Raw genomic sequence first — 26959 nt, 5'->3', positions numbered from 1 at the left:
CCCGCTGCGCGAAGTGATCGAGGGCAAACGGCTCGTCGTAGTAGACGACTCGATCGTGCGCGGTAACACGCAGCGCGCGCTCGTGCGGATGCTGCGTGAGGCCGGCGCACTTGAGGTACACATCCGGATCTCCTCCCCGCCGGTGAAGTGGCCCTGCTTCTACGGCATCGACTTCGCCTCGCTCGCCGAGCTGATCGCCAACGGCCTGAGCATCGACGAGATCTGCGCGTCGATCGGCGCCGACTCCCTCGGCTACATCTCCCTCGAAGAGCTCACCGCCGCGACGACGCTGGAGGCCGACCGGCTGTGCCGGGCGTGCTTCGACGGGCGCTACCCGATCGACCTGCCAGCGCCGGAGCTGCTCGGCAAGCACATGCTCGAGGGAATCTCCCGCGCGGTCGCGGCGACCGACGTCGAGGGTGTGCCGACCGCTGCGCCCGCACTCGGTGCCGAGGACGCGCTGACCCGCCCGTGATCGAAGGCCGCGCCACCTACGCCGGCGCCGGCGTCGACATCGAGGCGGGGGACAAGGCGGTAGCGCTGATCCGGGACGCGGTGCGCTCCACCTACCGGCCCGAGGTGGTGGGGGACATCGGGGGCTTCGGGGGGATGTTCGCCCTGCGGGCCGCGGACTACGACCAGCCGGTCCTGGTCTCGTCGACCGACGGGGTCGGGACCAAGGCCATGGTGGCGGCGGCGGCCCACCGCTACGGCACCATCGGCATCGACCTGGTGGCCATGTGCGTGGACGACATCGTGTGCCAGGGCGCCGAGCCGCTGTTCCTCCTCGACTACCTGGCGGTCGGCAAGCTCGACCCGGAGACGGCGGCGGAGATCGTCGAGGGGGTGGCGGAGGGGTGCCGGCGGGCGGGCTGCGCCCTGCTCGGCGGGGAGATGGCCGAGCACCCGGGCACTACGGCCCCGGGGGAGTTCGACCTGTCCGGCTTCGCCGTCGGGGTGGTGGAGCGGTCCGAGATGCTGGGCCGCGACCGGGTGCGCCCCGGCAACAAGCTGGTGGGCCTGGCCAGCCCGGGCCTGCGGTGCAACGGGTACTCGCTGGCCCGCCAGGTGCTGGGAGACGAGCCCGCCGCCACCGACGTCCTGCTCGAGCCGTCGGTCGTCTACGCCCCGGCGGTGCTGGCGGTGAAGCAGGCGCTGGGCCCGGGTCTGCACGCCGCCGCCCACATCACCGGGGGCGGGCTCGTGGGCAACGTGCCCCGGGCCCTCCCGGACGACGCCGACGCCGTGCTCGACGGGCGGACGTGGGAGGTGCCGGAGGTGTTCGGGCGCATCCGGCGCGCCGGCCGAGTGGACGTCGGGGAGATGACCCGGGTCTTCAACCTGGGCCTGGGCATGGTGCTGGCGGTGGCGCCGGGGAGCGAGGAGCGGGTCGTGGAGGTGCTGGAAGGGGCGGGCTGTCCCGCCGCCGTGGTGGGGGAGGTCGTGGCCGGGTCGGGGGAAGTGCGGATCGAGGGGCTGGCGCTGTGAGCACCGAGACGTTGAGCCCGACGCGGGCCGCCCTCCGCGACCACCTCCTCGAGCACGCCGTGATGACCGGGGAGTTCACCCTCAAGTCGGGGCGGAAGAGCAACTGGTTCCTCGACGTCAAGCAGACCTGCTGCCGGCCCGAGGGGATGCTGCTGGTCGCCGACGCCATGGCCGAGGTCATTCCCACCGGGGCCACCGCCATCGGGGGCCTGACGATGGGCGCCGACCCGGTGGCCTTCTGCACCGCCGGCGTGCTGGCGGCCAGGGGGAGGCCGATCAAGGCGTTCAGCGTCCGCAAGGAGACCAAGGACCACGGGGCGGGCGGGCGGATCGCCGGCGCCCTCGAGCCGGGGGACCGGGTCGTGATCACCGAGGACGCCGTGACCCGGGGGACCAGCCCCATGGAGGCGGTCGAGGTCGTGCGCGCCTTCGGGGCCGAGCCCGTCCTGGTGGTGGCCGTGGTCGACCGGGGCGGCACCTGCGCGGCCATGTGCTCCGAGGCCGGAGTGGCGTTCGCCGCCCTGCTGGGGGCTCCCGACCTCGGCTTCGCCTACGGGTCCTGATAACCACCTGAGCGGTGCGTCAGGGGTCGAAAAGCACCAAATTGACTAGCCCCTGCATTGACACAAATTGACGCGAAGTAGCTATCGAATTCAATCGGGACCGACCGTACCTTCAAGGCAGGAATCGGACTTCGGTACCCGCCCGACGTGGGCACGGCTGCCGGGCCGCCAGACAGAAAGCAAAAACCGACAAATGGCAGAGCAGAACCCCAAGGATGCCCTGTTGACCCCGGCAGAGGTGGCGGCCATGTTCCGGGTGAACCCCAAGACCGTTACCCGCTGGGCCCGCGCCGGCAAGATCACCGCCATCCGCACGCTAGGCGGCCACCGCCGCTTCCGCGCCTCGGAGATCTCCCGCTGCCTCGAGCAGATGGAAACCGAGGAGGTCTGAGCCCCCGGGCTCAGGGCAGTTCCGAGCCCACCGGGCTCAGTGCAGTTCCGAGCCCACCGGGCTCAGTGCAGTAGGGCCGGAATAGGCCTCAAATGTTGACACTCGGGTAGCGTCGGGGGATGGGTCCCCCGACTACCCCGAGAACGCCCAGTTCGGCCTACTCCATCTGCCTGCGGGTGGAGTCGGAGAACCGGCCCGGGTGGCTGGGGAGGGTCACCACCGCCATAGGTGAGGCGGGGGGGAACATCGCCGGGGTCGAGATCGTCGAGATGGTGGCCGGTCGCATGGTCCGGGAGGTGACGGTCCTGGCCGCCAGCGAGGACCACGCCGCTGCCATCCGGACTGCCGTGGAGGCGGTCCCCGGGGCGGTGGTGCACGAGGTGTGGGACCGCACCTTTGCCCTGCACGAGGGCGGCAAGATCACGGTCCGCTCCAAGCTCCCGCTGTCGACCCGCGACGACCTGTCGATGGCGTACACCCCCGGGGTGGCCCGGGTCTGCACGGCCGTGGCCAAGGACCCCGAGCTGGCCCACCGCTTCACCATCAAGTCCAACTCGGTGGCGGTGGTCACCGACGGCACCGCCGTCCTCGGCCTGGGGGACATCGGGCCCCTCGCGGCCCTCCCGGTCATGGAGGGGAAGGCCCAGCTGTTCCGGGAGTTCGCCGGGATCGACGCCTTCCCCGTGTGCCTGGACATCCACTCCGCCGACGAGCTGGTCGAGAGCGTGATCCGGCTGGCGCCCGTGTTCGGGGGCATCAACCTGGAGGACGTGGCGGCTCCCCGGTGCTTCGAGGTGGAGGAGCGCCTGAAGGAGGCCCTGGACATCCCGGTGTTCCACGACGACCAGCACGGCACGGCCGTGGTGGTGCTGGCGGCGCTGCGCAACGCCCTGACCGTCGTCGACCGCAAGATGTCCGACATCTCGGTCGTGATTGCCGGGGCGGGGGCGGCGGGGGTCGCCATCGCCCGCATCCTGCTCAACGCCGGCGTCTCGGACATCGTGGCCGTCGACCGCAAGGGGACCATCTACGAGGGCCGGGGCCCGCTGGACGTCTCCAAGGAGTGGCTGGCCACCCACACCAACACCGAACGGCGGGCGGGAACGCTGTCGGAGGCCCTGCAGGGCGCCGACGTGCTGATCGGCGTCAGCGGGCCGGGCCTGGTGACGGGCGAGGACCTGAGGGGGATGGGGCGGGAGCCGATTGTGTTTGCCCTCGCCAATCCCGACCCCGAGGTGCGCCCCGAAGACGCCGACGGCATCGCCGGGGTGATGGCCACGGGCCGGTCGGACTACCCCAACCAGATCAACAACGTCCTGTGCTTCCCGGGGATCTTCCGGGGGGCGCTCGACGCCGGCGCCACCGACATCACCGAGGGGATGAAGCTGGCGGCGGCGGACGCCATCGCAGCGGTGGTCGACCCCGAGCGGCTCTCCCCCAGCTACGTGGTCCCGGACGTGTTCGACAAGCGGGTGGCGCCGGCCGTGGCCACGGCGGTGGCCGCCGTCGCCCGGGCCGAAGGGGTCATCCGCCGCACGTGAGCCGGTTGTGGTGACGGGGCCGTGATCCGGGCGGTCACCTTCGATTACTGGAACACCCTCATGTACGAGCAGGCCGGGGCGGCGCGCAACCGGCGCATCGACGCCTGGCTGGGCATCCTCGAGGGAGTCGGGTTCAAGGTCGAGCGGGAGCGGCTCCACGCCGTGTTCGAGGAGTCCTGGCGCCGCTTCACGGAGCGCTGGACCGCCAACCAGCAGGTGCGGGCGGCCCGGGCGGCCGAGGAGATCGTGGAGGACCTCGGCTTCCGGGTCCCCGCCGATGTGCGCCGGGACCTGGTCGAGGCGTTCGCCCTGGGAGCCCACGCCACCGAGCTGCACAGCACCGAGGGCATCGAGGAGTGCCTGGCCGCCCTCAGGGATGCAGGCGTGCGCATCGGGATCATCTGCGACGTCGGCATCACCCCGTCGGTGACGCTGCGCCGGCACCTGGAGGACCGCGGCCTTCTCGGCTACTTCGCCCACTGGTCGTTCAGCGACGAGGTCGGTGTGTACAAGCCCGACCCGGTGATCTTCCGCCACGCCCTGGCCGGCCTGGGTGGGATCGACCCGGCCGACGCCGCCCACGTGGGGGACCTGAGGCGGACCGACATCGCGGGGGCCCGGGCCATGGGCATGACCTCGGTCCGGTACACGGGCGTCTTCGACGACGACAACCTCCCGGAGCCCGAGGGCCACCTGGTCACCGACGACCACCGGCGCCTCCCCGACCTGCTCAAGGTTGGCCCCTAACAGGACGATGAGAGCTAGTGATGAACGCGGGGATGACTAGCCCTGGTCCTGACGCGGCCGGGCCACAGGAGGACCACTCCGTCGACCAGGCCGCGCTCAGCATCCTGCTGATCGACGACCACAACGTCATCCGCCACGGCCTCCGCACACTGATCGAGACCGCCCTCGGCCACCGGGTCCTCGAGGCCGGCGGGACCGAGGAGGGCCTGGCCGTGCTCCAGTCCGCCTCTGTCGACCTGGTGCTGGTGGACGCCCGGATGCCCGGTGGGGACGGGATCACCTTCCTGCGCCGCTGCAAGGCCGCCCGCCCGGCGCTGCCGGTGATTGTGCTGTCGACCTACGACACCGAGGACTACGTGTCCGGTGCCCTGGAGAACGGGGCCAACGGCTACGTGCTCAAGGACTCGACCTTCGACCAGCTGCGCGAGGCCGTCGACATCGCGATGTCCGGACGCGGCACCTACCTCTCTCCTCTGGTGGCGCAGCGACTGTGGTCGCGTACCCAGCGGGGAGTCACCGGTGGGAACCTCGACCTGTCCGACCGCGAGCTCGAGGTGCTCTCCGAGCTGGTGGCCGGAGCGCGCAACACCGAGATCGCCGCCAACCTCTACGTCAGCGTGAAGACGGTGAAGAGCCACCTCGGCAGCATTTTCCGCAAGCTCGAGGTGACCAACCGCACCGAGGCCGTCTCCAAGTCCATCCGGGAAGGTCTGGTCAGCCCGTCCGCTCGACGCGCCGCCAGCTGAGGCACCCTTTAGGGGTGGCTGAGCCCGTGGTGGCACTCGACGCTCCCGATCTCCCCGCCGGCGCGGACCCGTCCGATCTCCCGGCCTGGGACGCCGCCGCCCGGCGCCTCGGCGCCGAGAGGGTGATCCTGGCCCGCCCCGTGGTCCCCGACTGGTCCCTGTCGGCGGGCCGCCTCGAGCCTCGCGACCAGCTCTACCGCCGCGTGCTCGGGGCGCCGGAGCTGACGACGGGCGTGGTCGACACGTCCCTGCTGGGTGATGCCGGCCGCCGCCTGCGCGCCGCCGGCGTGCGCGCCGTGATGGTGGTGGACGGACCCGAGCCGGGAACGCTGCTGATAGCCGAGAACCCCCAGCCGCGCTCGCTGGGGGGGTCCGGGGCCGCCCTCGTGTCCGCCCTGCCCACGATTCGGCGCCGCTCCGGCCCCGAGGTCGTAGCGGCGTGGGTGGCGGAGCTGGCCACGCTGCCCGCCCAGGCGCTGGTCAGCCCGGCCGGCGCCACCAGCCTGGCCCGCGCCGCCCAGGTCGACCTGGTCGTGCTGCTGTGGCCGGGGCCCGACGGGTCCGAGGCCTGCTGGGGGGGAGCGGACTGCGGCCACGCGTCCCTGCCGTCGATCCCGTGGCCCCCGTCTCCCGACGATCCCGACGCCCTGGCCGAGCTGGACGGGCTCACGGCCCGGCCTCCGGTCTCCCCCTGGCGGCTCGTACCGGCCCGCCGGGGCCAGCTGGTCGTGGCCCTGAGCCCGCCCCCCGCCGACCTGGACGCCGTCGAGGTGTGCGCCGATCTCCTCGCCTTCGACGCCGAGCGGGCGCGTCTCTCCCCCGAGGGGCGCCAGCAGAGCCTGCTGGCGGAGCGGGTGCGCATCGCGGGGCTGGTGCACGACGGCGTGACCCAGCAGGTCAGCAACGTGCTGATCCAGCTGCAGCTCCTGGAGCTGGCGGCCGAGGACCCGGTGCGGCTGCGCGAAACGTTGGACGCGGCGCGCGCCGCGACCGCGGCCGCCCTCGAGGAGCTGCGGGCGTCCATCTACGAGCTGGCGCCGCGCCCCTCGGCCATGGGCGATCTGGTGCCGAGCCTGCGTGACTGGTGTCGCGACTACACCGCCCAGTGGGGGATCAGGGTCACCGTCGACGTCGAGGGTGAGGCCCGCCAGCTACCGCCGGAGACGAGCATGTTGGCCTACGCCGTGGTGCAGGAAGGGCTCACCAACGTGCGCAAGCACGCGGGAGCGGAATCGGCGGCGGTGCGGGTCCGCTTCGCGCCGGACCGCCTGATCATCGAGGTGGGCGACGACGGGCACGGCTTCGTCGACGCCGCACCCGAGCCCAACGGCTCCGGCCGCCGCATGGGACTCCGCCTCCTGCGCGACCGCATCCGTAGCGCGGGGGGCACGCTCGACGTGGTCTCCCGCCCCGGGGACGGCGCCGAGGTGGCGGTCCGTCTCCCGCTCTGAATCGCCCGCCGGACGACTCACAGTTTGAAATAACTAGCCCGGCCAGGGCGGGTACTACGACCTTCGGCCCCGTCCTCGGCCGACCGACGACGGCGCGCGCTAGACATCTTCCGCCGGATGCGGAGAGTGCTCGTGTTCCGTACCGTGGCGACACAGGGCGGCGGAGTGTCCGGAGGTGACGTGTCAGTTCGGGTGGTGGTTGTCGATCATCGGCCCACCACGCGCGCCGTTCTGAGGCAGCTGTTCGAGACGTGGGAGTGGGACGTCGTCGGCGAGGCGGCCGACGCCAACGAGGCCCTGTCCCTGGCCCGCACGGCCAACCCCGATCTGATCGTGGCCGATCCCGCCGGTGGCGACCCGGACCTGGCAAATCTGCCCACACTGGTCGAGCCGCTCGGGGCGCCGGCGGTGGTGAGCATCGTCGACTTCCCCCACGAGCTGGCCGCCTCCCGCGGCCGGGCCGTGTTGAAGGGGGTCCCGACCGAGCACCTCCGCCAGATCTTCCTCGACGCCCTCGCGGCGCGTGCCGCCGACCAGGAGGAGGAGCCGGCCGACGGGTCCGACCCGGCGGGTGAGTCCGCCGGCACCACCGAGGCGCCTGCAGGTGCCGCCGCGCCGGTCGAGGCCGCGGCCGAAGCCGACGAGGTACCGGACGCGGCCGGCGCCGATGCCGGCGGAGACGCGACCCGGGCCGATGACACCGGAGACGCGCCCCGCACCGAGCCCTCTCTCACCAGCGACTCGGTCGACGAGCGCCGGCGAGCGGCGCGGGCGCTGCTGGCCGAGCCCGCCACCGCCGAGCGGGCGGCCCGGGCGGGAATGGCGGTGACCGACCCCGACCGGGAGGTGCGCCAGCTGGCGTTGCACGCCCTCGAGGACAATCCGCGCCTGGCGCCGTCGGCGGCGCTCGAGGCGGCGGCCGTCGATCCCGATCCCGGCGTGCGGGCCCGCGCCCTCCGGCTGCTGGGCCGGGCCGGCCACGCCGCCCATGCCTCGCTGCTGGCGTCGCACACCTCGGCCGACTTCGAGGAGCCGCTGCGCCGGGCGGCGGTGGCGGGCCTGATCGACCTGGTGGGGCGGACCGGCTCCGACCTGGACCAGGCCAGCCTGGCCGCGGTCGTGCGCGCCTTCGGCCTCGTCGAGCAGGAGACCCTCGAGCCGGTGGCGGCCGAGCTGGGGCGGGCGGCGCAGGCCCTCGGGCTGCCCCGGGTGGAGGCGTACTCGTCGGACCCGCGCCCCGAGGTGGCGTCGGGAGCGGCCCGCCTGATCGAGGCCGCCGGCCGGGCCCCGTCGGCCCAGGCGCAACCGGACCCGGGCTCGCGCCCCTCCGCCCCGGCGGAGCGGAGCCGGCCGGGCGCGACCCGGGCGAGCGCGCCGGACCTGTCTCCGGTGGCCGCCCCCCCGACCGACGCCGGCCCGCCCGTGGTCTCGTTCCCGCCGGCCGCCCTTCAGCCCGACGTCCCACCGCCGGGTGCCGAGGTGCCTCTCCCGCCGGCTACGGCCGGGGGAGCGGGGACCGTCCCGTCCGGGCTCGAGGAGCGGTTGGGGAGCGCCGAGGCCGCCGTGCGCATCGCAGGCATCCGGATGGCGGCCGAGACCGGTGCCCTCGACGGCGCCCTGCTGGCCCGGGTGCTGTCCGATCCGCTGACCGAGGTGCGCCTGGCCGCCATCGGGGTCCTCGACACGCCGCTGAGCGCGGCGCCCGCCCTCGTCCTCGACAACGTGGTCCGGTCCGACACGTCGGTGCCGGTGGTCCTGGCGGCCGCCCGGGCGCTGCTGAGCGCGCCGCCCGCCGCCCGCCTCCAGGCCGCCGAGGCCGCCCTCGCTCATCCGAGCCGGGAGGTGAGGCTGGCCGGGGTCGACCTGGTCCCCGCCGACGACGACGGCAGCACCGTGCTCGTCGGCCTGCTGGCCGATCCCGATCCCGCGATCGTCACCGCCGCGGCCGGGGCCCTCGAACGGTTCCCGGGTCCCGAGGTGCTGGTGATGATCTGGCCCGTCCTCCGCATGCTCGAGCGCCGCACGGTGGACCTCCTCGTCGACAAGCTCATAGCCGCCGACCGGGGCCTGACCCGGCGCCTGGCGCGCAACGCCGTGCAGAGCCCGGACCCCGCCGACCGCGCCCTGGGCCTGCGCGTGCTCGTGGCCCTCGGCGCCGATTCGGTCGGGGACCGCCTGGAGCGGGCGCTCGGTGATCCCGCCCGCCAGGTCCGGCGTACCGCTCTCGAGTCCCTCAGCACCCATCCCGAGCTGGTGTCGGTCGAGGCGGTGGGGCCGCGCATCCACGATCCCGACGTCGAGGTGCGGCGGCTGACGGTGGAGGCCCTGGCCGTGGCCGGTGACGACCGGGCGCTCAACTACCTCCTCGAGGCGGCGCGCGATCCCGCCGCCGAGGTGCGGGTGCCGGCACGCGAGCACCTCCTGGCCCGCTGTCTCACGCCGTCCGCCCGCATGCTCGTGTCGGCGCTGGGGGCGCCCAATCTGCGCACGGTGGCGGCCGAGCTGCTCGGCCACGCCCCCGAGCGCACGGCCGAGCTGATCGCCCAGGTGTCGACGGAAGCCGACGTCGAGACCCGGGCGGCCATGGCCCGGGTGCTGTCGGCCCCCGCCGCCGTCGACGTGCTGCTGGCCTCGCTGACCAGCCCCGATCCCGAGCGCCGGCGGGTGGCGCTGCGGGGGCTCGCTCTGGCCCACCAGCCGCGGAGCGCGGCGGCGGTGACGATCTGTCTCGAGGATCCCGAGGCCGACATCCGGGGCGAGGCCGCCCGGCTGCTCGGGACCCTCGGCGACCCGGCGGCGGTCGTGGCCCTGCGCCGGGTGCTGGTCGGGGACCCCGACATGGAGGTGGTGAGGGCGGCGGAGGAGGCCCTGCGCCGGCTCACCGAGGTTCAGCCCAACGACGCGCCTTCCGGAGCGGAGCGCCCGGAGCCCGACGTCGACCTGTCGGAGACCGCCGTCGCCAACGGAGACCTAGAGAGCCGCTGACGCGTCGGTCTCCTCGAGCAGGGCACCCACGGCCCGGGGATCGAGGTCGGCGCCGGCCCGGGCCACGAGGGTCCGCGCCGCCCGGCGCTCCACCAGCTCGGTGGCCAGGTGGGCCCGCCCGTCCGGCCCGGCCTGCCACGGGGCCACCAGCTCCAGCCATGCCGCCGCCACCGCGATGATCCGGGACGGGGCGGGGATGGAGATGCCGACCAGGCCCTCGGGGCCGGCGCCGTCCCAGCGCTCCGAGAGGCCCCGCACGGCGTCGACGACCTCGGAGGGCCGGGCCGCTCCGGCCAGGAGGCCGGCGCTGACCGCCGGGAGGCGGGGGTGCTCCCGGGATCCGGCCGGGGCGTCGGGATAGGAGTCCAGGAGGGCGGTGCCGACCCGGTAGAGAGATGCCGCCTCCTCGACCTCGCCCAGGCGGTCGCCGCCGAGCCGGAGGCGGGCGGCCATGCGGATGGCGAGCTCGGAGGTGGCGAGCGAACGCCCCCGGGTGGAGGGGTGGCGGGCGTCCAGGAGGTCGGCCAGGCCCGACAGCACGGTGCCCACGCCGTCGGCCCAGCGGTCCCGGGCGGCGACGGCCAGCGGAACCCACCACTCGGCGGCGGCCACGGCGCCGGGCACCGAGAGCCGGGCGCCCTCGACGACCAGGACATCGCCCTCCCAGGTGACCCGCTCGGCCTGGAGGACCTCGCGCAGCGAGGACAGGAGCGGCTCCGGCGACCCGTCGAGGCTGGCCCCGTACTGGAAGGCCACCGCCTCCAGGAGATCGGTCTGGCCGGCCCGGGCCGACGGGAAGCGCTCCAGCCCGGCCGCCAGCGCGGCGGCCAACCGCCGGACCTCCCCGTCGATGGTGGCGGCCAGGTCGGCACGGGGCCGGTACAGGCCGAAGGGGCCCACGACCGCCACGCCGCTGTCCGATCCGAGAGTGAACGGCACGATCCTCATGCTCGGCCCGCCCGCCGACGTCCATGCGGGCGGGCCCTTCCACCACAGTCGGTGGGGGAGGAGGGAGGTGAGGGGGAGAAGCGCACCTTCGCCCGGGGTGTGGAGGCCGCGGCGGACCTGGCCCGTCTCGCCGTCGGAGAGGTAGATGGCGGCCACGTCGGCGGCGCAGCGCCGGGCCAGCCACACGGCCGCGCCCTGGGTCATCTCCCACGGGGAGTGGCACGCTACGAAGTCGGGATCGGTTGTGCGGGACATCGGGGCTCCGGTGGTGCGGTCGTCAGAACGGGGATTCGGCGCTGCCAACCGGATACCTCCTGCATGCGGCCGGAATGCGACCTTCGGCCCCGTAGTGTCACCCCTGTGCACGTGCTGCTCGTCTGCACCGCCAACCAGTGTCGGTCCCCGATGGCCGAGCTGCTCCTGCGCGAGCGCCTGCGCGAGGGCGGCATCCGGGCCGAGACCTCGTCGTGCGGACTGCTCGAACCGGACATTCCGGCCACTGCGGAGGCCATCGAGACCATGGCGGGGCGGGGGCTCGACCTGAGCGGGCACCGCAGCCGCCGCCTCGACCGCAGGACGGTGGAAGGGGCCGACCTGATCCTGGCAATGGCGCGCGAGCACCTGCGGGAGGTCGTCGTGACCGCGCCGGACGCGTTTCAGCGGACGTTCACCCTGAAGGAGCTGGTCCGCCGGGGGGAAGCCGCCGGTCCCCGCCTCCCGGCCGAGGAGCTGTCCACCTACCTGGCCCGACTGGGCTTCGGGCGCCGCCCCGCCGACCTGCTCGGCGGCTCGGGCGAGGACGACGTCGCCGATCCCATCGGGCTGCCCGCCGAGGCCTACCGGGCCACGGCCGAGGAGCTCGACGATCTCTGCAAACGCGCTGTCGCGCTCCTTGCGGACAGCGGTACCGTTGTAGGTAGTTAATCCCCCCAAAACGAACAATCGAGGCTCCCGAGTGTCCGCCGTATCCCTTCGCTGGCCCGATGCAGGTAATCGCGCACCGGGTGTCCAAGAACCGAAGGTGAAGCGTGGGCCGATACCCCTTCCGCTCCCGTGGCTCAACCGCGAGCGCGAGGACGACGAGCTCCTCACCAACGGCCGCGGGCCGGGTGAGTGGGGCCCGGGGAGCGCCGGCAACGGCCGGCCCGGCGCGGTCGGGGGGTCGCGCCGCCGGCTCGACATCCTCCCGCTCATCCAGGAACTGGAGCACGCCCGGTCCGGGCTGGCGTACGTGTACTGGTGCCTGGACCATCTCCTCGCCCGGCTGGCGCTGAGCGACGCCGTACTCGTGAGCAACCACCCCGGCCTCGGACGGCAGGTCTTCCGGGCGCGGGGCCGGGCCCTCTCCGACCCGGGCAGCGTCGACTGGTGGGCGGGCCCGGGCCTGTACGTGCACCCCGAGGTGCTGTCGGAGCCCGACGCCCGTGCCATCGCCGCGCTGTGTCACGTCGCGCTGTCGATGGAGCTGGCGCGCCACGACGCCGCCCACGACGCGCTGACCGGACTCCTCAACCGCCGGTCGTTCGACGACGCGCTGGCGGCGCTGCTGTCGAACGCGACCCGCTACGGGACGCAGTTCTCGCTCGTGCTGCTCGACGTCGACGGCCTCAAGCACCTCAACGACACCGCCGGCCACTGGGAGGGGGACCGCCTGCTGCAGGCGGCGGGATCGGAGCTGCGGCGGTCACTGCGCGCCGGGGACTACGCGGCGCGCCTCGGTGGCGACGAGTTCGGGCTGCTGCTGGTCAGCTCGATGCGCGAAGCGGCGGTGCGGCTGCGCGATCGCCTGTCGGAAGCGGTGAGCGCCACCCTGGGACGGGGGGCCGGCTTCTCGGTCGGTGTGGCCACCGCGCCGGAGGAGTCGACCGACGCCAGCGGCCTCTACCGGCTGGCCGACGCCCGGCTCTACGAGGACAAGCGCAAGGTCCGCGAGTGCGCCTAGACATCGGCGGCCCCGACCCCGACGACGATGCGGAAGGGGACGACGCCGCCAACGAGGTCGACGTGCTCGGGATCGAGCTCGAGCTGCGCCGGATCGTCGGGGTGGTCTCGGCGCGGGTGGAGTACCCGTCCGACGGAGAGCCGCTCGCCATCTCGGTCGCCGTCGTCGGCTCGACGTCGGGAGTGGTGGAAGCCGCCCTGGCGGCCGCCCGGCCCTACTTCGAGGGAGATCTCGAGGTCGAGGTCCTCGAGATCTCCCCGCCTGCTGCCGGCGAGGGGAGCCGGCTCGGGGAGCGGGTGCGGCTGCTCGGGGTGTACGCGGGCCCCGAGGAGTCCCCGGTGGAGGTGCACGTGGCCCACGGAGGCCGCCAGGCCGTGGGGCGCAGCGCCGACCGGCGCCTGACCGGCGTGGCCCGGGCCACCATGGAGGCCCTCCGGGCCCTCGGAGCCGACGTGCCCTTCGAGGTGTCGGCCATCACCAACCTGGATCCGGCCGGCTCGGGCCCGGTGCTGGTCCGCCTCACCTCCGAGGACGGCAGCATCCGCCTGGGGGTGGTGGCAGCCGAGGACGAGCACCAGGCCACCGTGCGGGCCCTGCTGCACGCCCTGAACCGCCACCTCGAGCGGGCGTTCGAACCCGACGGGCCCGACGGGCGTGACGAGGAAGAAGCGGAAGAACCGGTCTTTCCGGCCCTCGCCGGCTGACTTCCTCGGTCCTACAGCCCCCCCCGCTCGGACCTCCGGTCCCCGGGATAGCGCGAAATGACCACGCGCCCCGCCCCCTCCCGGCGCCATTTGGCGGACCGCCCTAGACATTTCGCGGTCAGACGCCCACTCTGAGTGGTGAAAGACAACGCCACGGCAACGGTGGCCCATCACTCGGAGAGATCATGGAAGAACAGGGCGCAGTGCAACCGACCCGGGCACCCGGGCGCGGCGTGTCGTGGGGGCGCAGGGCGCGCTTCCTCGCGGCGTCACTGGCCGGCGGCCTCTCCGCCGTTGCCCTGACGCCGGCGCTGGGGGCCTTCGCCGACCCCGGCACCTCGGGGCCCTCCCAGTCGGTCATCGTCGAGGCCCCCGACGGGGTCGACGTTGCCAGCCTGCTGGCCCTCCTGCCCCCGGGGCAGGCCAGGAAGGCCCTGGGAATCATCAACGGGGCCGCGGTCAGCCTCAACCAGCACTGGATCTCGGTGCTGCAGGGCGCGGGCGCCATCGTCACCCCCGACCAGGCGGTGACCGTCCAGGGCGCCGCCTATTCGAACAACCTGGGCTGCCCGGGCCCGACCAGCCCCTCGACCCCGTCGGGCAACTTCGTTGCCGACACCGGCGCCGACAAGCTGGCCAACCGGGCCAACCAGGGCCAGGGCGTGACCGTGGCCGTCCTCGACACCGGCATCAACTCCTCGCTGGCCGACCTGTCCAACGTCGTCGGGGGCGTGGACCTCACCGGGGGCAACTCCCCGTTCACCGACGAGTACGGCCACGGCACCTTCGTGGCCGGCCTGGTGGCGGGCAGCGGGGCCTCCTCGGGCGGGCAGTACACGGGTGAGGCCCCCGGCGCCGACCTGGTCTCGATCAAGGCGGCGGGCGCCTCGGGCGTCACCACCGCCTCCACGATCATCTCCGGGATCAGCTGGGCCGTCCAGAACCAGTCCACCTACAACATCGGCGTCCTCAACCTTTCCTTCGGTGCCCTGCCCACCGGTCCGACCAACACCGAGCCGATGGACCGGGCGGTGGAGGCGGCGTGGAAGGCGGGGATCGTCGTGGTGGTCTCGGCGGGCAACGCCGGGCCCTTCAACGGCACGATCATGTCCCCGGGCGACGACCCCCTGGCCATCACCGTCGGGGCCTACGCCGACAACAACAGCCCGAAGCCGGCCAACTGGGCCATGTGCTCGTTCTCCTCGGTCGGCCCGACGCAGTACGACGGGTGGTTCAAGCCCGACCTGGTGGCCCCGGGCCGCTCGGTGGTCAGTGTCGCCGACCCCGGCTCGACCATCTACACGGCCAACCCCCAGGCGCTCGTCGGCAATGCCAACTTCGTGGGGTCGGGGACGTCGTTCTCGGCGGCCATCACCTCCGGGGCCGCCGCCCTCGTGCTCTCGGCCCATCCCGACGCCAACCCCAACGGGGTGAAGGGGCGCCTGGTCGGCAACGCCGTGCCGGGCCCGGCCCAGGATCCCTTCGTCGACGGCCACGGGGTGCTCAACGCCTTCTACGCCGCCCAGGGCCCGGCTCTGCGCTACGACCAGACCGCCGCCCGCCAGGCCGAGTCGAACCACCCGGGCTCGGTGATCGACCTGGGCTCCTCCTGGAACGGCTCGTCCTGGAACGCCGCCAACTGGACCGGCTCGTCGTGGAACGGCAGCTCCTGGAACGGCAGCTCCTGGAACGGCTCCAGCTGGAACGGGTCGTCGTGGAACGGGTCGTCGTGGAACGGGTCCTCGTGGAACGGGAGCAGCTGGAATGGCAGCTCCTGGAACGGCTCCTCCTGGAACGGCTCGAGCTGGAACTCCATGGTCTGGGACGGCTCGTCGTGGAACGGCAGCTCCTGGAACGGCTCCAGCTGGAACGGGTCGTCGTGGAACGGGTCCTCGTGGAACGGGTCGTCGTGGAACGGGAGCAGCTGGAACGGCAGCTCCTGGAACGGATCGAGCTGGAACGGATCGAGCTGGAACTGACGCCCAGACCGGCTGACCGGACCTGACGTCAACGAGGACCTCGGGCCCTGTCATCCGGTGGGCCCGAAGAAGAAGCCCGAGCCGGACTGCCAGCCGGCTCGGGCTTCATCGCGCAGTATCGGTGCCGATGAGCCATTAGCTTGCTCACAGCCCGATGTCCCTTTCCGGCGGATGGGTGCGAACGACCCGCGATGCGCAGATTCCGGCCCCGTCCTCCTCCCGCCCGGTGCGGAGCGGTAGCGGCGCTCTGCGCGGCGACCGTGCTGGCGTGGAGCGCGGTGGCGGCCGCCTCACCGATGCAGTCAGCCCCCGGGCAGGTTCCGTCCGCCGCCCGGCCGTTGGTGGTCGCACCGGCCGCGCTGGGCCGCCTGCGGGGCGCCACGCCTCTCGGTCCGCTGACGCCGTCGACGGCGCTCGACCTGCGCGTGGTGCTGCAGCCCCGCGACCCGGCCGCGCTCGCCCAGTTCGTGGCCGCCGTCTCGACGCCGGGCAGCCCGCAGTACGGCCGCTACCTGGCGCCGGGCCAGTTCTCGGCGCGCTTCGGGCCGACGTCCGCCACGGTGACGGCGGTGCGGTCGTGGCTGCGTGCCGCCGGCCTGACCCCGGGACCGCTGACAAGTGACGGCCTGATCCTCCCCGTGCGCGCCGCTGCCGGGCGCGCCGAGCGCGCCTTCGGGACCACCCTTGCGCGCGTCCGCCTCGGTGACGGCCGGATCGTGTTCGCCAACACAAGCAACGTAACGGTGACCGGGACCATGGCGCGCGCCGTACAGACGGTGGTCGGCCTCGACGACGTCGCCACCGCCCGGCCGCAGCTGGTGGCGCACGCCACGGGCGCATCGTCGGGCACCGGGTCGACGTCGAGCCCCCACGTCACCTCCGGGCCCGTACCCTGCGCGGCCGCCACGAGCACGGCCCAGTCGTTCTCGGCCTACACCGCCGACCAGCTGGCTACGGCGTACGGCTTCGGTCCCCTGTACGCGCAGACGGCGGGTTCCGCCGGGGCCGGCCAGACCGTGGCCATCTACGAGCTCGAGCCCTACTCGGGTACCGACATCACCACCTTCCAGGCGTGCTACGGCACGTCGACGGCGGTGAGCAACGTGATCGTCGACGGCGGCGCCGGCACGGGGACCGGCTCGGGAGAGGCGGCCCTCGACATCGAGAACGTCATCGGCCTCAGCCCCGGCGTGGCCATCAAGGTGTACGAGGCCCCCAACGGCCCGGCCACCGCTCTCGACAACTACTCGCGCATCATCGACGACGACACGGCCCAGGTGATCAGCACCAGCTGGGGGATATGCGAGCCGGAGTCGGACCCCTCGGCCCTGTCGGCCGAGTCCTCGCTGTTCCAGCAGGCGGCGACCCAGGGCCAGACCGTGCTCGCGGCGTCGGGGGACGACGGCTCCGAGGACTGCGTCAACGGATCCGGGACGTCGACCGGAGTCCTCTCGGTCGACGACCCCGGCAGCCAGCCCTACGTCACCAGCGTCGGAGGCACCGACCTCACCGCCATCGGGGCGCCGCCGAGCGAGACGGTGTGGAACGACCCCCGCTTCGGCTCCAGCGGCGGGGGCATCTCGACCTTCTGGCCGATGCCGTCGTGGCAGAGCGCCTCGGGCGTGACGGGGCTGCCGAGCGCCATGAGCAGCGGCGCGCCCTGCCACAACCCCAACGGCCTCTGCCGCGAGGTGCCCGACGTCTCGGCATCCGCCGATCCCCTCCACGGCTACGTCGTCTACTTCTCGGGCCAGTGGGGGGTCGACGGTGGCGCCAGCGCCGGACCTCCGCTGTGGGCGGCCCTCCTGTCGATCGTCAACCAGGGCAAGGGGACGCCGGTCGGCTTCGTGAACCCGGCGCTGTACCAGAAGAGCGCGGGTGGGACGCTGCAGCTCAACGACGTGGTGAGCGGTAACAACGACTTCACCGGCACCAACGCCGGCAAGTACCCGGCCACCGCCGGATTCGACATGGCCACCGGACTCGGCACGCCCGTGGGCTGCAGCCTGGCCGAGGCCTTCGGGGTGCCCGGCGCGACGTGCGCCGGACCCGGCACCGTCGACCCGGCCACGTCGACCGTCACCGCCGGGTCCTCCTCGGCGCCGGCCGACGGTACCACCGCCGTCACCGTCACCGTCACGCTGCTCGATCCCTTCGGCACCCCGGTGACCGGCAAGACCGTCACGCTGGCGCAGGGATCAGGCCATTCCTCGATCGGCCCGGCCGCGGGGGCGGTGACCGACAGCAGCGGGCAGGCGCAGTTCCAGGTCACCGACGCCACCGCCGAGACCGCCACCTACACGGCGGCGGACACGACCGACCGCGTGAACCTCACCGCCAGCGCCGCGGTCGGCTTCATCCGCGCCGTCACCGTGGCGGCGGGGGGCACCGCCACGTCGGCGCCGCCCGGAACGGGCCCCGGCGCCGCCGATCCCGTCGTGGTGTCGGTCGTCTCGCCCAACGCCGGGACGGTCAGCTTCATGCCGGGACCGGCCACGGGCACGGTCCCGGGCGCGCACGTCGAGGGATTCGGCATGTCGATCACCGCGCCTCCGGCCAGCGCCTCCCAGCCGCTGACCATCACCTTCCAGCTGGCGGCGGGGGCGTTCCCGTCCGGCACCGGGCCCGGTGACGTCGGCGTCCTCCGGGACGGGACGCCGGTGGCGGCGTGCTCCCAGTCCAGCGCCCCCGGCACCGCCCCGGCGGTCCCGGATCCCTGCCTCGTCTCGTCCTCCGAGAACGGTGGGGTCATAACCGTCACCGTGCTGAGCTCGCACGCCTCGACATGGACCTTCAGCAACCCGCTGTCGGTGCGGCTGGCCGGCGCCGACCGGGAGGCGACGGCGGTGGCGGTCTCCCAGGCCAGCTTCCCGGCGGGAGGTGCCGGCGGTGTGGTTCTGGCCCGGGACGACACCTATCCCGACGCCCTGGCGGGGGCGGCGCTGGCCGGCTCCCGCAACGCACCGGTGCTGCTCACCTCCCCGGGCGGTCTCGATGCCGGGCCTGCCGCCGAGTTGCGTCGCGTCCTCCCGGCGGGCGGCACCGTCTACCTCCTCGGCGGCAAGGCGGCGCTGTCCGACCAGGTCGCATCCCAGGTGGGCGCTCTCGGCTACGAGGTGACGCGGTTGTCGGGGCCCGACCGGTACTCCACGGCGGTGGCGGTGGCCGCCGCCGTGGGTTCCCCCTCCGGTGTGCTGCTCACGACGGGGGACAACTTCCCCGACGCCCTGGCTGCCGCCGCCGCGACCGGTGGGGGCGGGCGGGTGGTCCTGCTCACCCACGGGTCGTCCATGCCCGCCGCCACGGGCTCCTATCTCTCCGCCCACCCCGGGCTCCAGGTCTTCGCGGTGGGCGGACCGGCGGCCGCCGCCGACACCGCCGCCACGGCCCTGGTCGGCGCCGACCGGTACGCCACCGCGGTGGCGGTGGCCCGGCAGTTCTTCTCGTCCCCGGTCACGATCGGGCTGGCCACCGGAGTGGCGTTCCCGGACGCCCTGGCCGCCGGGCCGCGCCTGGCCGCCCTCGGCGTGCCCCTCCTGTTGACCGACCCCGGCGCCCTGTCGGCGGCCACGAGCTCGTACCTGACCGGCTCGGCCCACACCATCGGCCGCCTCGAGATCTACGGGGGGCAAGCGGCGCTCCCCGACCCCGTCGTCCAGCAGGCCCTGGCCCTCATCGGCTGACGCGGACCGAGGGGCCAGACTGGGGAATGTCGTATCTGAGGAGCGTGACGCGCGCTCGGATCGGGGAGGCGTTGCGGACGCGACCCGGCCGGGTCCTGGCCGCCGCCGTGGTGGCCGGTCTGGTCGTGGCGTTGGTGGCGCTGGTGGTCGTGCCGGGGGCGACTCCTCCCGGCGGCCGTCACCGACCGACGGGCCCCGACCCGGACGCGGGCAGCTCGACCGGGGTGACGACCGAGGTGGCCTCGCCTCCCGCCGCGGTGCCGGACACGGCCGTGACGGTCCTCCCGGCCCCCCACCCCGTGGCGGCGCCGCCTCCCCCGGCCGCGAGCCGCCCCACCCCGACGGCGCCGGCCACATCGACGCCGGCGCCCTCGTACCCCGCCCCCAGGCCCGAGGCCAACCGCTCCGCTCCCGCCCCGCCCCCGGCGCCGCCGCCGGGAGCGGTCACGGCGGGGGACTTCCCCGACCCGGCCGTGCTGCGCGTCGGGGCCGTGTACTACGCCTACTCGACCGAGGTAGGCGCCACCGCCGTGCCGGTCATCCGGTCGGTCGACCTCGTGCGCTGGGAGTCGGCCGGGAACGCGCTGGCCAACCTGCCGGCGTGGTCGGGCGGGGCCAGCGTCTGGGCGCCGTCGGTCGTGGCCACCGCCTCCGGGTACGTCCTCTTCTACAGCACGCGCGACAACCGGACCGGTGACCAGTGCATCTCGCGCGCCGTGAGCCTGCTGCCCGAGGGCCCGTTCGTCGACACCTCGGCCAACCCGTTCGAGTGCCAGCTGGGCCTCGGTGGATCGATCGACCCCGACCCCTTCGTCGACGCCAACGGCGCCCAGTGGCTGATGTGGAAGAGCCAGGGCACGGCGTCCGGAACGCCACCGCACATCTGGGCCCAGGCGGTGGGCGGGGACTGGAAGTTCCTAGTGGGCCAACCGGTGGCCCTGCTCACCCCCGACCAGAGCTGGGAGGGCGGCGTGGTCGAGGCCCCGGCCATGTTCCGCGCCGGCAGCCGCTACTACCTCCTGTACTCCGGAAACAGCTGGAACACGGCGGCGTACGGGGTCGGCTACGCGGTCTGTCGCACGGTCACCGGACCGTGCGTGAAGCCCCGCCCCGGCCCCGCCCTGGCCACCCACGGCAACGAAGCCGGCCCCGGCAGCCCGGCGGTCTTCGTCGACGCCCTGGGACACACGCGCGTCGTGTTCCACGCGTGGGCAAAACCGCACGTCGGTTACCCGGGTGGGGAGCGCAGCCTCCACCTCGGCACCGTCTCGGTATCCGGGGACGCCCTGGTGATCAGCGAGCCCTAGAGATTGACGGGGCGGCGCCCGCCGGGCGCGCCAGCGTCGCTCAGCCCTGCAGATCGCGCGCGAGGGTCCGCACGACCCGGCGCAGCGCCTCGATGTCGATCTTCGACAGGGGACGCACGTCGAGGTGCTCGCAGGCCTGGGCCAGCTTGCTGTCCATGTAGGCGCTGAACAGCACGATGGGGCTGGCGTAGCCCTGGCCCCGGAGCGTGGTGGCGACCTCCATGCCGGTGAGGCCGGGCATCAGCTGGTCGGTGATCAGCAGGTCGGCGGGATCGTCGGCCAGGTACTCGATGGCGTCGGCGCCCGAGCTCACGGCATGGGTCGCGAAGCCCTCCAGCTTCACGGTCATGGTGAGGAACTCACGCATGTCCTCGTCGTCGTCGACGATGAGAGCGAGCGGGGTTCCACGGTAGGGCCTTCCGTTGTCCCGGAACGTTTGCCCTCCGGCCATGCCCACCTCTCACCGCGCCGTCTGCCTCAGGCAGCCGGACACTCCCAGTAGCGCCCCGTACCGGGACTAGTCGGCAGTCTACCGGCCGACCTGTAGACGGCTTTCAGGAGCTATTGGGAGGCGGCCACGAGCGTGCCGGCGCCTTCCTGGCGGGGCCGGGGGAGCGGGGCTGCGCGGCGTTCAGACGCTCGGCCAGCGCCTGAACCCGGGTCAGGAAGTTGGTGATCTGCGTCTTGACCTCCGCCAGCCGGGGCGCCCCCTCGAGACCCCGCTTGTCGACGCGCTGGGGGGCCAGCGTCCAACCCTCGCCCCTGGCGTCCCGGACGGCATCGAGCTGGAGCGCCGGCTCCAGGTCCTTGGCCTTCATCAGCGCCTCCCCGTAGGTCCACACCTGGCGGGCGCTGGGCGTGCCGGTGAGCACCGGGCGGGCCGCCGGCTTGCCGGTCTTCTCCTTCTCCTTCTGCGCCACCGCGTCCTCGACCTTGGTGGCGGCGTGGCCGAGCCGCATGATGTACTTCCCCGCCTTCAACAGCCCCTTCATCACGTCGCCACCCTCACGGGCAAAGTCGTCGAAGATGAACCCGACCTGCTCGTTGGCTGATGCGAGGTAGTCCTCGGCCTCGAGGGCAATCTCGACCGTTGCCGCCGACGCCGAGCTGGCCGCGCCGAGGATCTGCTGGTTGCCGACGACGTGGAGCACGGTGGCGCGCGTCACGTAGGCCTCGTTGGCGTACATCGACGACACCTGCAGGGCCTCGGTGAGCTGCGCCGACAGCCCCTCGACCTCGGACTGCGTGCCCGTCCCTGCCGCCATTCGCGCCTTGGCCACGACCAGGTCCTCGCGCAGCTTGGTCACCCGGTCCAGCTTCTCCTCGTAGAGCCGGTTCTCCGCCTCCAGCCGGCGGTCCGAGCCGTGGCCGCCCCCGCCACCGGGTGACGCGCCACCCGGCAGGGTCGTCTTCGGCCCCTGGCCGGCCAACTCGGCCGCCTCCTTCTCCAGCAGCGCGATGCGCGCCGCCAGCTCGTGCTCGCGCTGCTCGTAGAGCTCCTCGGCCTTGCGGACGGCCTCGGCCTTCTTGTCGTGAGCGGACCCCTTCAGCCCGGCGAGCTGCTCGCGCTTGTAGCGGGTCCAGTCGAAGAAGCTCATGTCCCGCCTGGTCTTCATCAGTGAGAAGACCTCCTGGCTGGACATGGCCTGCTCGAAGGGGGCCTTGCCCCGCTCCAGCGACGCCGTCTCGAACACGACACCCCGCTCCGCCCACGCCGCCCCCGGGGCGAGCGCCCCCGGCTTCTCGCTCCTGGAATCGGCGCTCTGCTTGGCCCCGAAGAGCGATCCGCCTCCGGACTCGGGCAGGTAGTCCCGGGCGTAGACGTTGACGTCGAACACCCGCCCCGACTCCTTGCCCCCCCAGCGGCCCCGGAACACGGCGTTGAACCGGCGCACGGCAAACTCGGTGGCGTCACCCTGCAGGTTGGAGTCGATGTCCGACGTGGCGGTACCGCTCCCCGCTCCGTAGTTCCAGTCCAGGGGTCGCAACGGTGGCGCGTTGGCCCCTTTGAGGCGGGCCTCCCGGTCAGCCTGGCGGCGGCGCTGCTCGGCCTCCACCTCGGGCTTCACCTGGTTCATGACGCTGTTGGGCACCTCCTTCTGCAGCGTCTCGCTCAGGCGGAACCAGAGGAGGTGGTTCATGGCCTTGGCGCCGGCCAGCACGTTTCCCTTCTTCTTGTCGTTGCCGGCCGGGTTGAACTGCAGGAGGCCCTTCTTGTAGTTGGCCCGGACGTCGTCCCAGCTCGAGTGGGCCACCTGGCGCACGTAACCGTCGGGGTCGGCGATGGCCGCCGCCTCGTGCTTGGCCGGGTCCTTCAGGTCGGCCAGGACGGCCGCCACGGCGCTGTTGCCGGCGGTGGAGCCGGCGCCCACGATGGCGCTCTGGCTGGCCGGCCCCGCCGTGCCCCCGGTGGCGGTGTCCTTGCTGATCCGCTCCGTCGCGGAGCCATCGACGAAGCTCACCGGCCTCCTACCTGACGCTCCCCACCGGCACGGTACCGACGAGCCCGCCGCCCGACCAGGTCCTTTCGGGCAGATCTGCGTGGGCGGCCCGGGACCGGGTCGGACCGGGAGCGGCAAGCCGGGTCAGGCCGGGCGCAGGCGCTGGCCGGTAAGGGCGCGCAGGGCCCGGTGGGCCAGAGAAGGCCGGCGGCGCCGGCCGTGGGGGGAGCGGGCCCCGGTGCCCCGTGTGGTCCGGCGCCCGGAGCGGGCGGCCCGCCCGGCGGTAGCCCGGAGGTCCCGCACCCGCTCGTCCAGCAGGTCGGCGGCTATCCATGGGTTCATAGCCATATCGGGATCTTAGAATGCACGAAGCGATGGGCCAACTGATTTTCGCGATATAGTTGTGTAGCTATGCCGATGTACTACGAGCCGGCCGGAGACCCCAGCCCCGCGGTCGTCGTGCACGGCTCGGTGGCGGTGGAGATCGACTGGGTCTTCTCCTCCGCCTCCCGACCCGAGTTCCAGCGCGACCACGCCGTCCTGGCCCGCATCTACGAACAGCGGCCCGACCTGGTGCGCCGGGCCCGGTCGTTCTGGGGGCCCGAGCTCGTCAACAGCTGCGGGGGCTCGATGGAGCTGATGATCCTGGCCCACCACGGGGGCCTTCTCCTCTCCCTCGAGCCCTCGGAGCTGATCGGCCGCCTCGACGAGCTGTGCCGCGACGCCCCGTCCGACCTGGCCCTCCGGGGCGAGGATCCCGGGGACCGGCGGGTGGCCCTGGGCCGGCTGGAGGCCCTGCGCTCCTCCACCGAAGTCCGGGCGCGCTACGTCGAGCTGGTCGGCGACGTCTGGGCGGCGGTCTCCGAGGACTGGGAGCGGGACGGCCGGTCGGCGGTGGCGGGGGCCGTGGCCGACCGCCGGGCCCTCCAGCAGAAGGGTGCCGCCTGGCGGGAGGTGGCGCAGATGGCGCCCTGCACGGACGAGGACCTCATCGTCTCCGAGCTCATCCCGTCCCTCGGGCCCGACGGGCAGGTGGCCATCGTGCCGGCGTTCTTCGCCCACCTCGGCTCCCTCGTGGACCTGCCGGGCACCACCCTCATCGGGGTGCGGGCCGACGGCTCCGGCGCCCAGGCCCGGGCCCGCACCGAGCTGCTGGCCCGCCGGCTGCGCACGGTCTCGGATCCCACCCGTCTGGCCATGATCGAGGCCCTCCGGGCCGGATCGCGGACCGTGACCGAGCTGGCCGGCCTCTTCGGCCTGGCCCAGCCCACGGTCAGCAACCACGTGAAGGTGCTCCGCGACGCGGGCATCGTCGCCAACGGCACGGGACCCGACCGGCGCCGGCTCCGGCTCCAGCCCGACGTCCTGGTCGACCTGGTCGAGCACCTCCAGGGGGTGCTGGCCGTCCCCGAGACGACCACCACCCGGTAGCGCCGTTCGCCTGACCGACACCGCAGCGTCAGGTCGGGCCCGGCCAGCACCGGGACGAGAGGAAATCCGTTCACACCGTCGAACAACCCTTCGAGCCCGGAACCCCGGGCCGATGCCCGACGACGGTAAGGGAACCATGCGCCGCGCACGACGAACGATCCTGGCCATGGCCGCGGCGGGGCTGGTCCTGGCGAGCCCGACGGTGGGACAGGCCGCCCCCGCCCTGGAGGGGATCCCCCACTACGACCACGTGTTCACGATCGTGCTCGAGAACGAGAACTACGCCGCCACCTGGGAGACACCGGGGCCCGACGCGCCGACGTACCTGCGGAGCCTGCGCAGCCAGGGGGCCTTCGCCGACGAGTACTACGGCATCAGCCACGTGAGCGCCGACAACTACATAGCCATGACCAGCGGCCAGCCGGCCACGCCCCTGTTCAACAGTGACTGCGAGGCGAGCTGGGGAGCGTGCGAGGGCTCCGAGAAGGCGTGGCCCGACGGGGGCCGCAGCATCGCCGACCAGGTCGAGGGCCAGAGCCTCACCTGGAAGGCGTACATGGACTCGATGACGACGCCGTGCCAGCACCCCGCGACCGCCCAGGTGCCCGACCCCTACCAGACCGGTTACGCCACCCGCCACGACCCCTTCGTGTACTACCCACCGGTCGTGGAGAACACGACGCGGTGCAACAGCCACGTCGTGCCCTACAGCCAGCTGGCCAGTGACCTGGCGGACGTGTCGACCACGCCGAACTACGTGTTCATCACCCCCGACACCTGTCACGACGGCCACGACTCCCCGTGCACGGGTGTGGACGCCGGCCAGCCCGGGGCCCAGCAGGGCGGCCTGGTGTCGGCCGACGACTGGCTGTCCACCGAGGTGCCGAAGATCCTGCAGTCGAAGGCGTTCACCACGCCTGGTGTGAACAGCCTGCTCCTCATCACCTTCGACGAGAACGGGGTCAGCGACACCCAGGGCTGCTGCGGCGTGCTGGCCCCGGGCGCAGGCGCCTCCACCACCGACGCCGCCCTGGGAGGCCGCATCGGCCTGGTGGCTGTCGGCACGGGAGTCACGCCGAACACCGTCGTCCACACCCCGTACGACCACTGGTCGTACCTCCGGACGGTCGAGGACGCCCTCGGGATCAGCGAGCACCTCAACCTGGCCGACGCTCCGACCACGGCCCCGATGACCGGGCTGTTCGGGTGAAGGGGCGGTCGGTGAACCTCAGCAGGAGGCAGTTCCTCGGCAGCGCCGGAGCGGCGGGGGTCCTGGCCGCCACCGGCGGATGGCGCTACTCCGCCCGGGCCGGCCAACTGGTGGTCCCGCCACCGGCGCCCGACAAGTCCGGCATCGAGCACATCGTCGTGGTGATGATGGAGAACCGCTCCTTCGACCACTTCCTCGGCTGGCTCCCCGGCGCCGACGGCAGGCAGGCCGGGCTCACCTTCCGCGACGCCAAGGGCCGGACCCACGGCACCTACTCGCTGAGCGGGGAGTACAACGGCTGCGCCCATCCCGACCCCGACCACTCCTACGAGGGGGGCCGGGCCCAGTACGACCACGGGGCCATGGACGGCTGGCTGCACAACGGCAGCGGGGACGACACCTTTGCCCTCGGGTACTACGGGGCGGCGGACCGGCCGTTCATGAGCCGCCTGGCGCTCAACTACACCACCCTCGACCGGTACTTCTGCTCGATCCTGGCCGAGACCTATCCGAACCGGTTCTTCATGCACGCCGCGACCACCGACCGGCTGCACAACATGGGGACCACGATGACGTCGCTGTCCCCGACCATCTGGGACCGCCTGAGCGCCAAGGGGGTGTCGGCCCGCTACTACTTCAGCGACCTGCCGTTCCTCGCGCTCTGGGGGACGAAGTACCTGTCGACGTCCGCCCACTACACGCAGTTCCTGGCCGACGCCGCGGCCGGGACGCTGCCGGCGGTGTCGTTCGTCGATCCCCGCTTCGAGACCGAGACGGCGCCGGCCGACATCCCGGGCGCCCCCAACGACACCGGCGGGGGCACGTCGGGGGACGACCATCCCCACGGCGACATCCGGGCGGGGGACGCCTTCCTGGGCCAGATCTTCAAGGCGCTCACCACCGGTCCCAACTGGGCCAACACGGTGCTGGTCGTCAACTACGACGAGTGGGGCGGCTTCTTCGACCACGTGGCTCCGCCGCGGGTGGCGGCCTCGGCCAAGGTCGACACCGACGTGGTCAAGGGCCAGTCCCTTTTGGGCTTCCGGGTGCCGTGCATCATCGCCTCACCCTTCACCAAGGGCCACCCCTCCAGCCCCCGGGTCTACGGGACGCCCCAGCGCCAACGGGTGCCGTTCGACCACACCTCGGTGCTCAAGCTCATCGAGTGGCGCTTCGGGCTGGCGCCGCTGACGGCGCGTGATGCCACGCCGGCCGCCAACGGCGGGGTCGGCAACGTGCTGGATGCCTTCGACTTCGGGCATCCCGACGCCTCGGTGCCGGCGGACATCCCGTTCCCGCTGCCCCCGGCGCCGGACCCGTGCGGCCCCAACAACCCCTTCCCGCTCTCGTCCGGCCCCGACGACACCTGGGGCGCCCTGCGCCGCTCCGGACTGCTGGCGGG

Annotated in this window: 22 protein-coding genes; 18 read left to right on the top strand and 4 right to left on the bottom strand. The window is 73.2% G+C overall.

The window, feature by feature from the left end; all coding sequences use genetic code 11:
* The 9 genes from VFW24_16310 to VFW24_16270 form a co-directional block, all read left to right on the top strand.
* Window positions 1-475, top strand: a 475-nt coding sequence (locus VFW24_16310; GenBank protein ID HEX5268332.1) for a hypothetical protein, incomplete at its 5' end; no start/stop codon positions are given.
* Complete coding sequence (gene purM, locus VFW24_16305) at window positions 472-1488, top strand: phosphoribosylformylglycinamidine cyclo-ligase (protein ID HEX5268331.1); 1017 nt, start codon at window positions 472-474, stop codon at window positions 1486-1488. The genes VFW24_16310 and purM, both read left to right, overlap by 4 nt.
* Window positions 1485-2051 carry an orotate phosphoribosyltransferase gene (gene pyrE / locus VFW24_16300; GenBank protein ID HEX5268330.1) on the top strand — a complete coding sequence of 189 codons (567 nt, stop codon included), beginning with the start codon at window positions 1485-1487 and terminating at the stop codon, window positions 2049-2051. The genes purM and pyrE overlap by 4 nt, the downstream gene beginning before the upstream one ends.
* 223 nt (window positions 2052-2274) lie before the next feature.
* Window positions 2275-2442 (top strand): BldC family transcriptional regulator, encoded by a 168-nt coding sequence (locus VFW24_16295; protein HEX5268329.1) that lies wholly within the window; start codon window positions 2275-2277, stop codon window positions 2440-2442.
* 119 nt (window positions 2443-2561) lie between these two features.
* Window positions 2562-3983 carry an NAD-dependent malic enzyme gene (locus tag VFW24_16290; GenBank protein ID HEX5268328.1) on the top strand — a complete coding sequence of 474 codons (1422 nt, stop codon included), beginning with the start codon at window positions 2562-2564 and terminating at the stop codon, window positions 3981-3983.
* Window positions 3984-4004: 21 nt separating this feature from the next.
* Window positions 4005-4730, top strand: a complete 726-nt coding sequence (locus tag VFW24_16285) for an HAD family hydrolase (protein ID HEX5268327.1) — start codon at window positions 4005-4007, stop codon at window positions 4728-4730.
* Between the two features lie 32 nt (window positions 4731-4762).
* On the top strand, window positions 4763-5476 hold the full coding sequence (locus VFW24_16280; protein HEX5268326.1) for a response regulator transcription factor: 714 nt from the start codon (window positions 4763-4765) through the stop codon (window positions 5474-5476).
* Window positions 5477-5490: 14 nt separating this feature from the next.
* The gene (locus tag VFW24_16275; protein HEX5268325.1) at window positions 5491-6927 is read left to right on the top strand and encodes a sensor histidine kinase; all 1437 of its coding nucleotides are present in this window, start codon (window positions 5491-5493) and stop codon (window positions 6925-6927) included.
* A gap of 117 nt (window positions 6928-7044) precedes the next feature.
* Window positions 7045-9912, top strand: coding sequence for a HEAT repeat domain-containing protein (locus VFW24_16270; protein ID HEX5268324.1), 2868 nt, complete (start codon window positions 7045-7047; stop codon window positions 9910-9912).
* Here the strand turns inward: VFW24_16270 and VFW24_16265 are convergent.
* On the bottom strand, window positions 9898-11115 hold the full coding sequence (locus tag VFW24_16265; GenBank protein HEX5268323.1) for an HD domain-containing phosphohydrolase: 1218 nt from the start codon (window positions 11113-11115) through the stop codon (window positions 9898-9900). The two genes, VFW24_16270 and VFW24_16265, sit on opposite strands and share 15 nt — an antisense overlap.
* 105 nt (window positions 11116-11220) lie before the next feature.
* On the opposite strand from VFW24_16265, the gene VFW24_16260 reads away from it, so the two are divergent.
* The 6 genes from VFW24_16260 to VFW24_16235 all read left to right on the top strand — a co-directional run bounded on the left by VFW24_16260 (window position 11221) and on the right by VFW24_16235 (window position 20475).
* Complete coding sequence (locus VFW24_16260; GenBank protein ID HEX5268322.1) at window positions 11221-11784, top strand: hypothetical protein; 564 nt, start codon at window positions 11221-11223, stop codon at window positions 11782-11784.
* 97 nt (window positions 11785-11881) lie between these two features.
* Window positions 11882-12802: a GGDEF domain-containing protein gene (locus VFW24_16255; GenBank protein ID HEX5268321.1), complete on the top strand. Its 921-nt coding sequence runs from the start codon at window positions 11882-11884 to the stop codon at window positions 12800-12802.
* A complete protein-coding gene (locus VFW24_16250) occupies window positions 12793-13506 on the top strand; it encodes a hypothetical protein (GenBank protein HEX5268320.1) in 714 nt (237 codons plus the stop codon). The genes VFW24_16255 and VFW24_16250 overlap by 10 nt, the downstream gene beginning before the upstream one ends.
* Before the next feature lie 203 nt (window positions 13507-13709).
* A complete protein-coding gene (locus tag VFW24_16245) occupies window positions 13710-15485 on the top strand; it encodes a S8 family peptidase (protein ID HEX5268319.1) in 1776 nt (591 codons plus the stop codon).
* 191 nt (window positions 15486-15676) lie between these two features.
* Complete coding sequence (locus tag VFW24_16240) at window positions 15677-19168, top strand: cell wall-binding repeat-containing protein (GenBank protein HEX5268318.1); 3492 nt, start codon at window positions 15677-15679, stop codon at window positions 19166-19168.
* 44 nt (window positions 19169-19212) lie between these two features.
* Complete coding sequence (locus VFW24_16235) at window positions 19213-20475, top strand: glycoside hydrolase family 43 protein (GenBank protein ID HEX5268317.1); 1263 nt, start codon at window positions 19213-19215, stop codon at window positions 20473-20475.
* 40 nt (window positions 20476-20515) lie between these two features.
* On the opposite strand, the gene VFW24_16230 is transcribed toward VFW24_16235, so the two are convergent.
* From VFW24_16230 to VFW24_16220, 3 genes are all read right to left on the bottom strand, one after another.
* Window positions 20516-20926, bottom strand: coding sequence for a response regulator (locus tag VFW24_16230; GenBank protein HEX5268316.1), 411 nt, complete (start codon window positions 20924-20926; stop codon window positions 20516-20518).
* 103 nt (window positions 20927-21029) lie between these two features.
* A complete protein-coding gene (locus VFW24_16225) occupies window positions 21030-22937 on the bottom strand; it encodes a hypothetical protein (GenBank protein HEX5268315.1) in 1908 nt (635 codons plus the stop codon).
* A gap of 123 nt (window positions 22938-23060) precedes the next feature.
* Window positions 23061-23258 (bottom strand): hypothetical protein, encoded by a 198-nt coding sequence (locus VFW24_16220; protein ID HEX5268314.1) that lies wholly within the window; start codon window positions 23256-23258, stop codon window positions 23061-23063.
* A gap of 69 nt (window positions 23259-23327) precedes the next feature.
* Here VFW24_16220 and VFW24_16215 point away from each other — a divergent pair, with 69 nt between their 5' ends.
* From VFW24_16215 to VFW24_16205, 3 genes are all read left to right on the top strand, one after another.
* A complete protein-coding gene (locus VFW24_16215) occupies window positions 23328-24347 on the top strand; it encodes a metalloregulator ArsR/SmtB family transcription factor (GenBank protein ID HEX5268313.1) in 1020 nt (339 codons plus the stop codon).
* A 112-nt stretch (window positions 24348-24459) separates the two neighbouring features.
* The gene (locus VFW24_16210; GenBank protein HEX5268312.1) at window positions 24460-25557 is read left to right on the top strand and encodes an alkaline phosphatase family protein; all 1098 of its coding nucleotides are present in this window, start codon (window positions 24460-24462) and stop codon (window positions 25555-25557) included.
* 11 nt (window positions 25558-25568) lie between these two features.
* Window positions 25569-26959, top strand: a 1391-nt coding sequence (locus VFW24_16205; GenBank protein HEX5268311.1) for an alkaline phosphatase family protein, incomplete at its 3' end; no start/stop codon positions are given.

It is taken from the genome of Acidimicrobiales bacterium, assembly GCA_036273495.1.
Lineage (GTDB): Bacteria > Actinomycetota > Acidimicrobiia > Acidimicrobiales > JAJPHE01 > DASSEU01.
The sequence above is the reverse complement of the archived record's forward strand: the minus strand, read 5'-3'. Positions and strand labels throughout refer to the sequence as shown.

Bases quoted from the DNA above. Each gene is read 5' to 3' on its own strand.
- VFW24_16290 (HEX5268328.1), top strand. From the start codon at position 2,562: ATGGGTCCCCCGACTACCCCGAGAACGCCCAGTTCGGCCTACTCCATC.
- VFW24_16280 (HEX5268326.1), top strand. From the start codon at position 4,763: ATGACTAGCCCTGGTCCTGACGCGGCCGGGCCACAGGAGGACCACTCC.
- VFW24_16270 (HEX5268324.1), top strand. From the start codon at position 7,045: ATGCGGAGAGTGCTCGTGTTCCGTACCGTGGCGACACAGGGCGGCGGA.
- VFW24_16265 (HEX5268323.1), bottom strand. From the start codon at position 11,115: ATGTCCCGCACAACCGATCCCGACTTCGTAGCGTGCCACTCCCCGTGG.
- VFW24_16240 (HEX5268318.1), top strand. From the start codon at position 15,677: ATGCGCAGATTCCGGCCCCGTCCTCCTCCCGCCCGGTGCGGAGCGGTA.
- VFW24_16230 (HEX5268316.1), bottom strand. From the start codon at position 20,926: ATGGCCGGAGGGCAAACGTTCCGGGACAACGGAAGGCCCTACCGTGGA.
- VFW24_16220 (HEX5268314.1), bottom strand. From the start codon at position 23,258: ATGAACCCATGGATAGCCGCCGACCTGCTGGACGAGCGGGTGCGGGAC.
- VFW24_16215 (HEX5268313.1), top strand. From the start codon at position 23,328: ATGCCGATGTACTACGAGCCGGCCGGAGACCCCAGCCCCGCGGTCGTC.
- VFW24_16210 (HEX5268312.1), top strand. From the start codon at position 24,460: ATGCCCGACGACGGTAAGGGAACCATGCGCCGCGCACGACGAACGATC.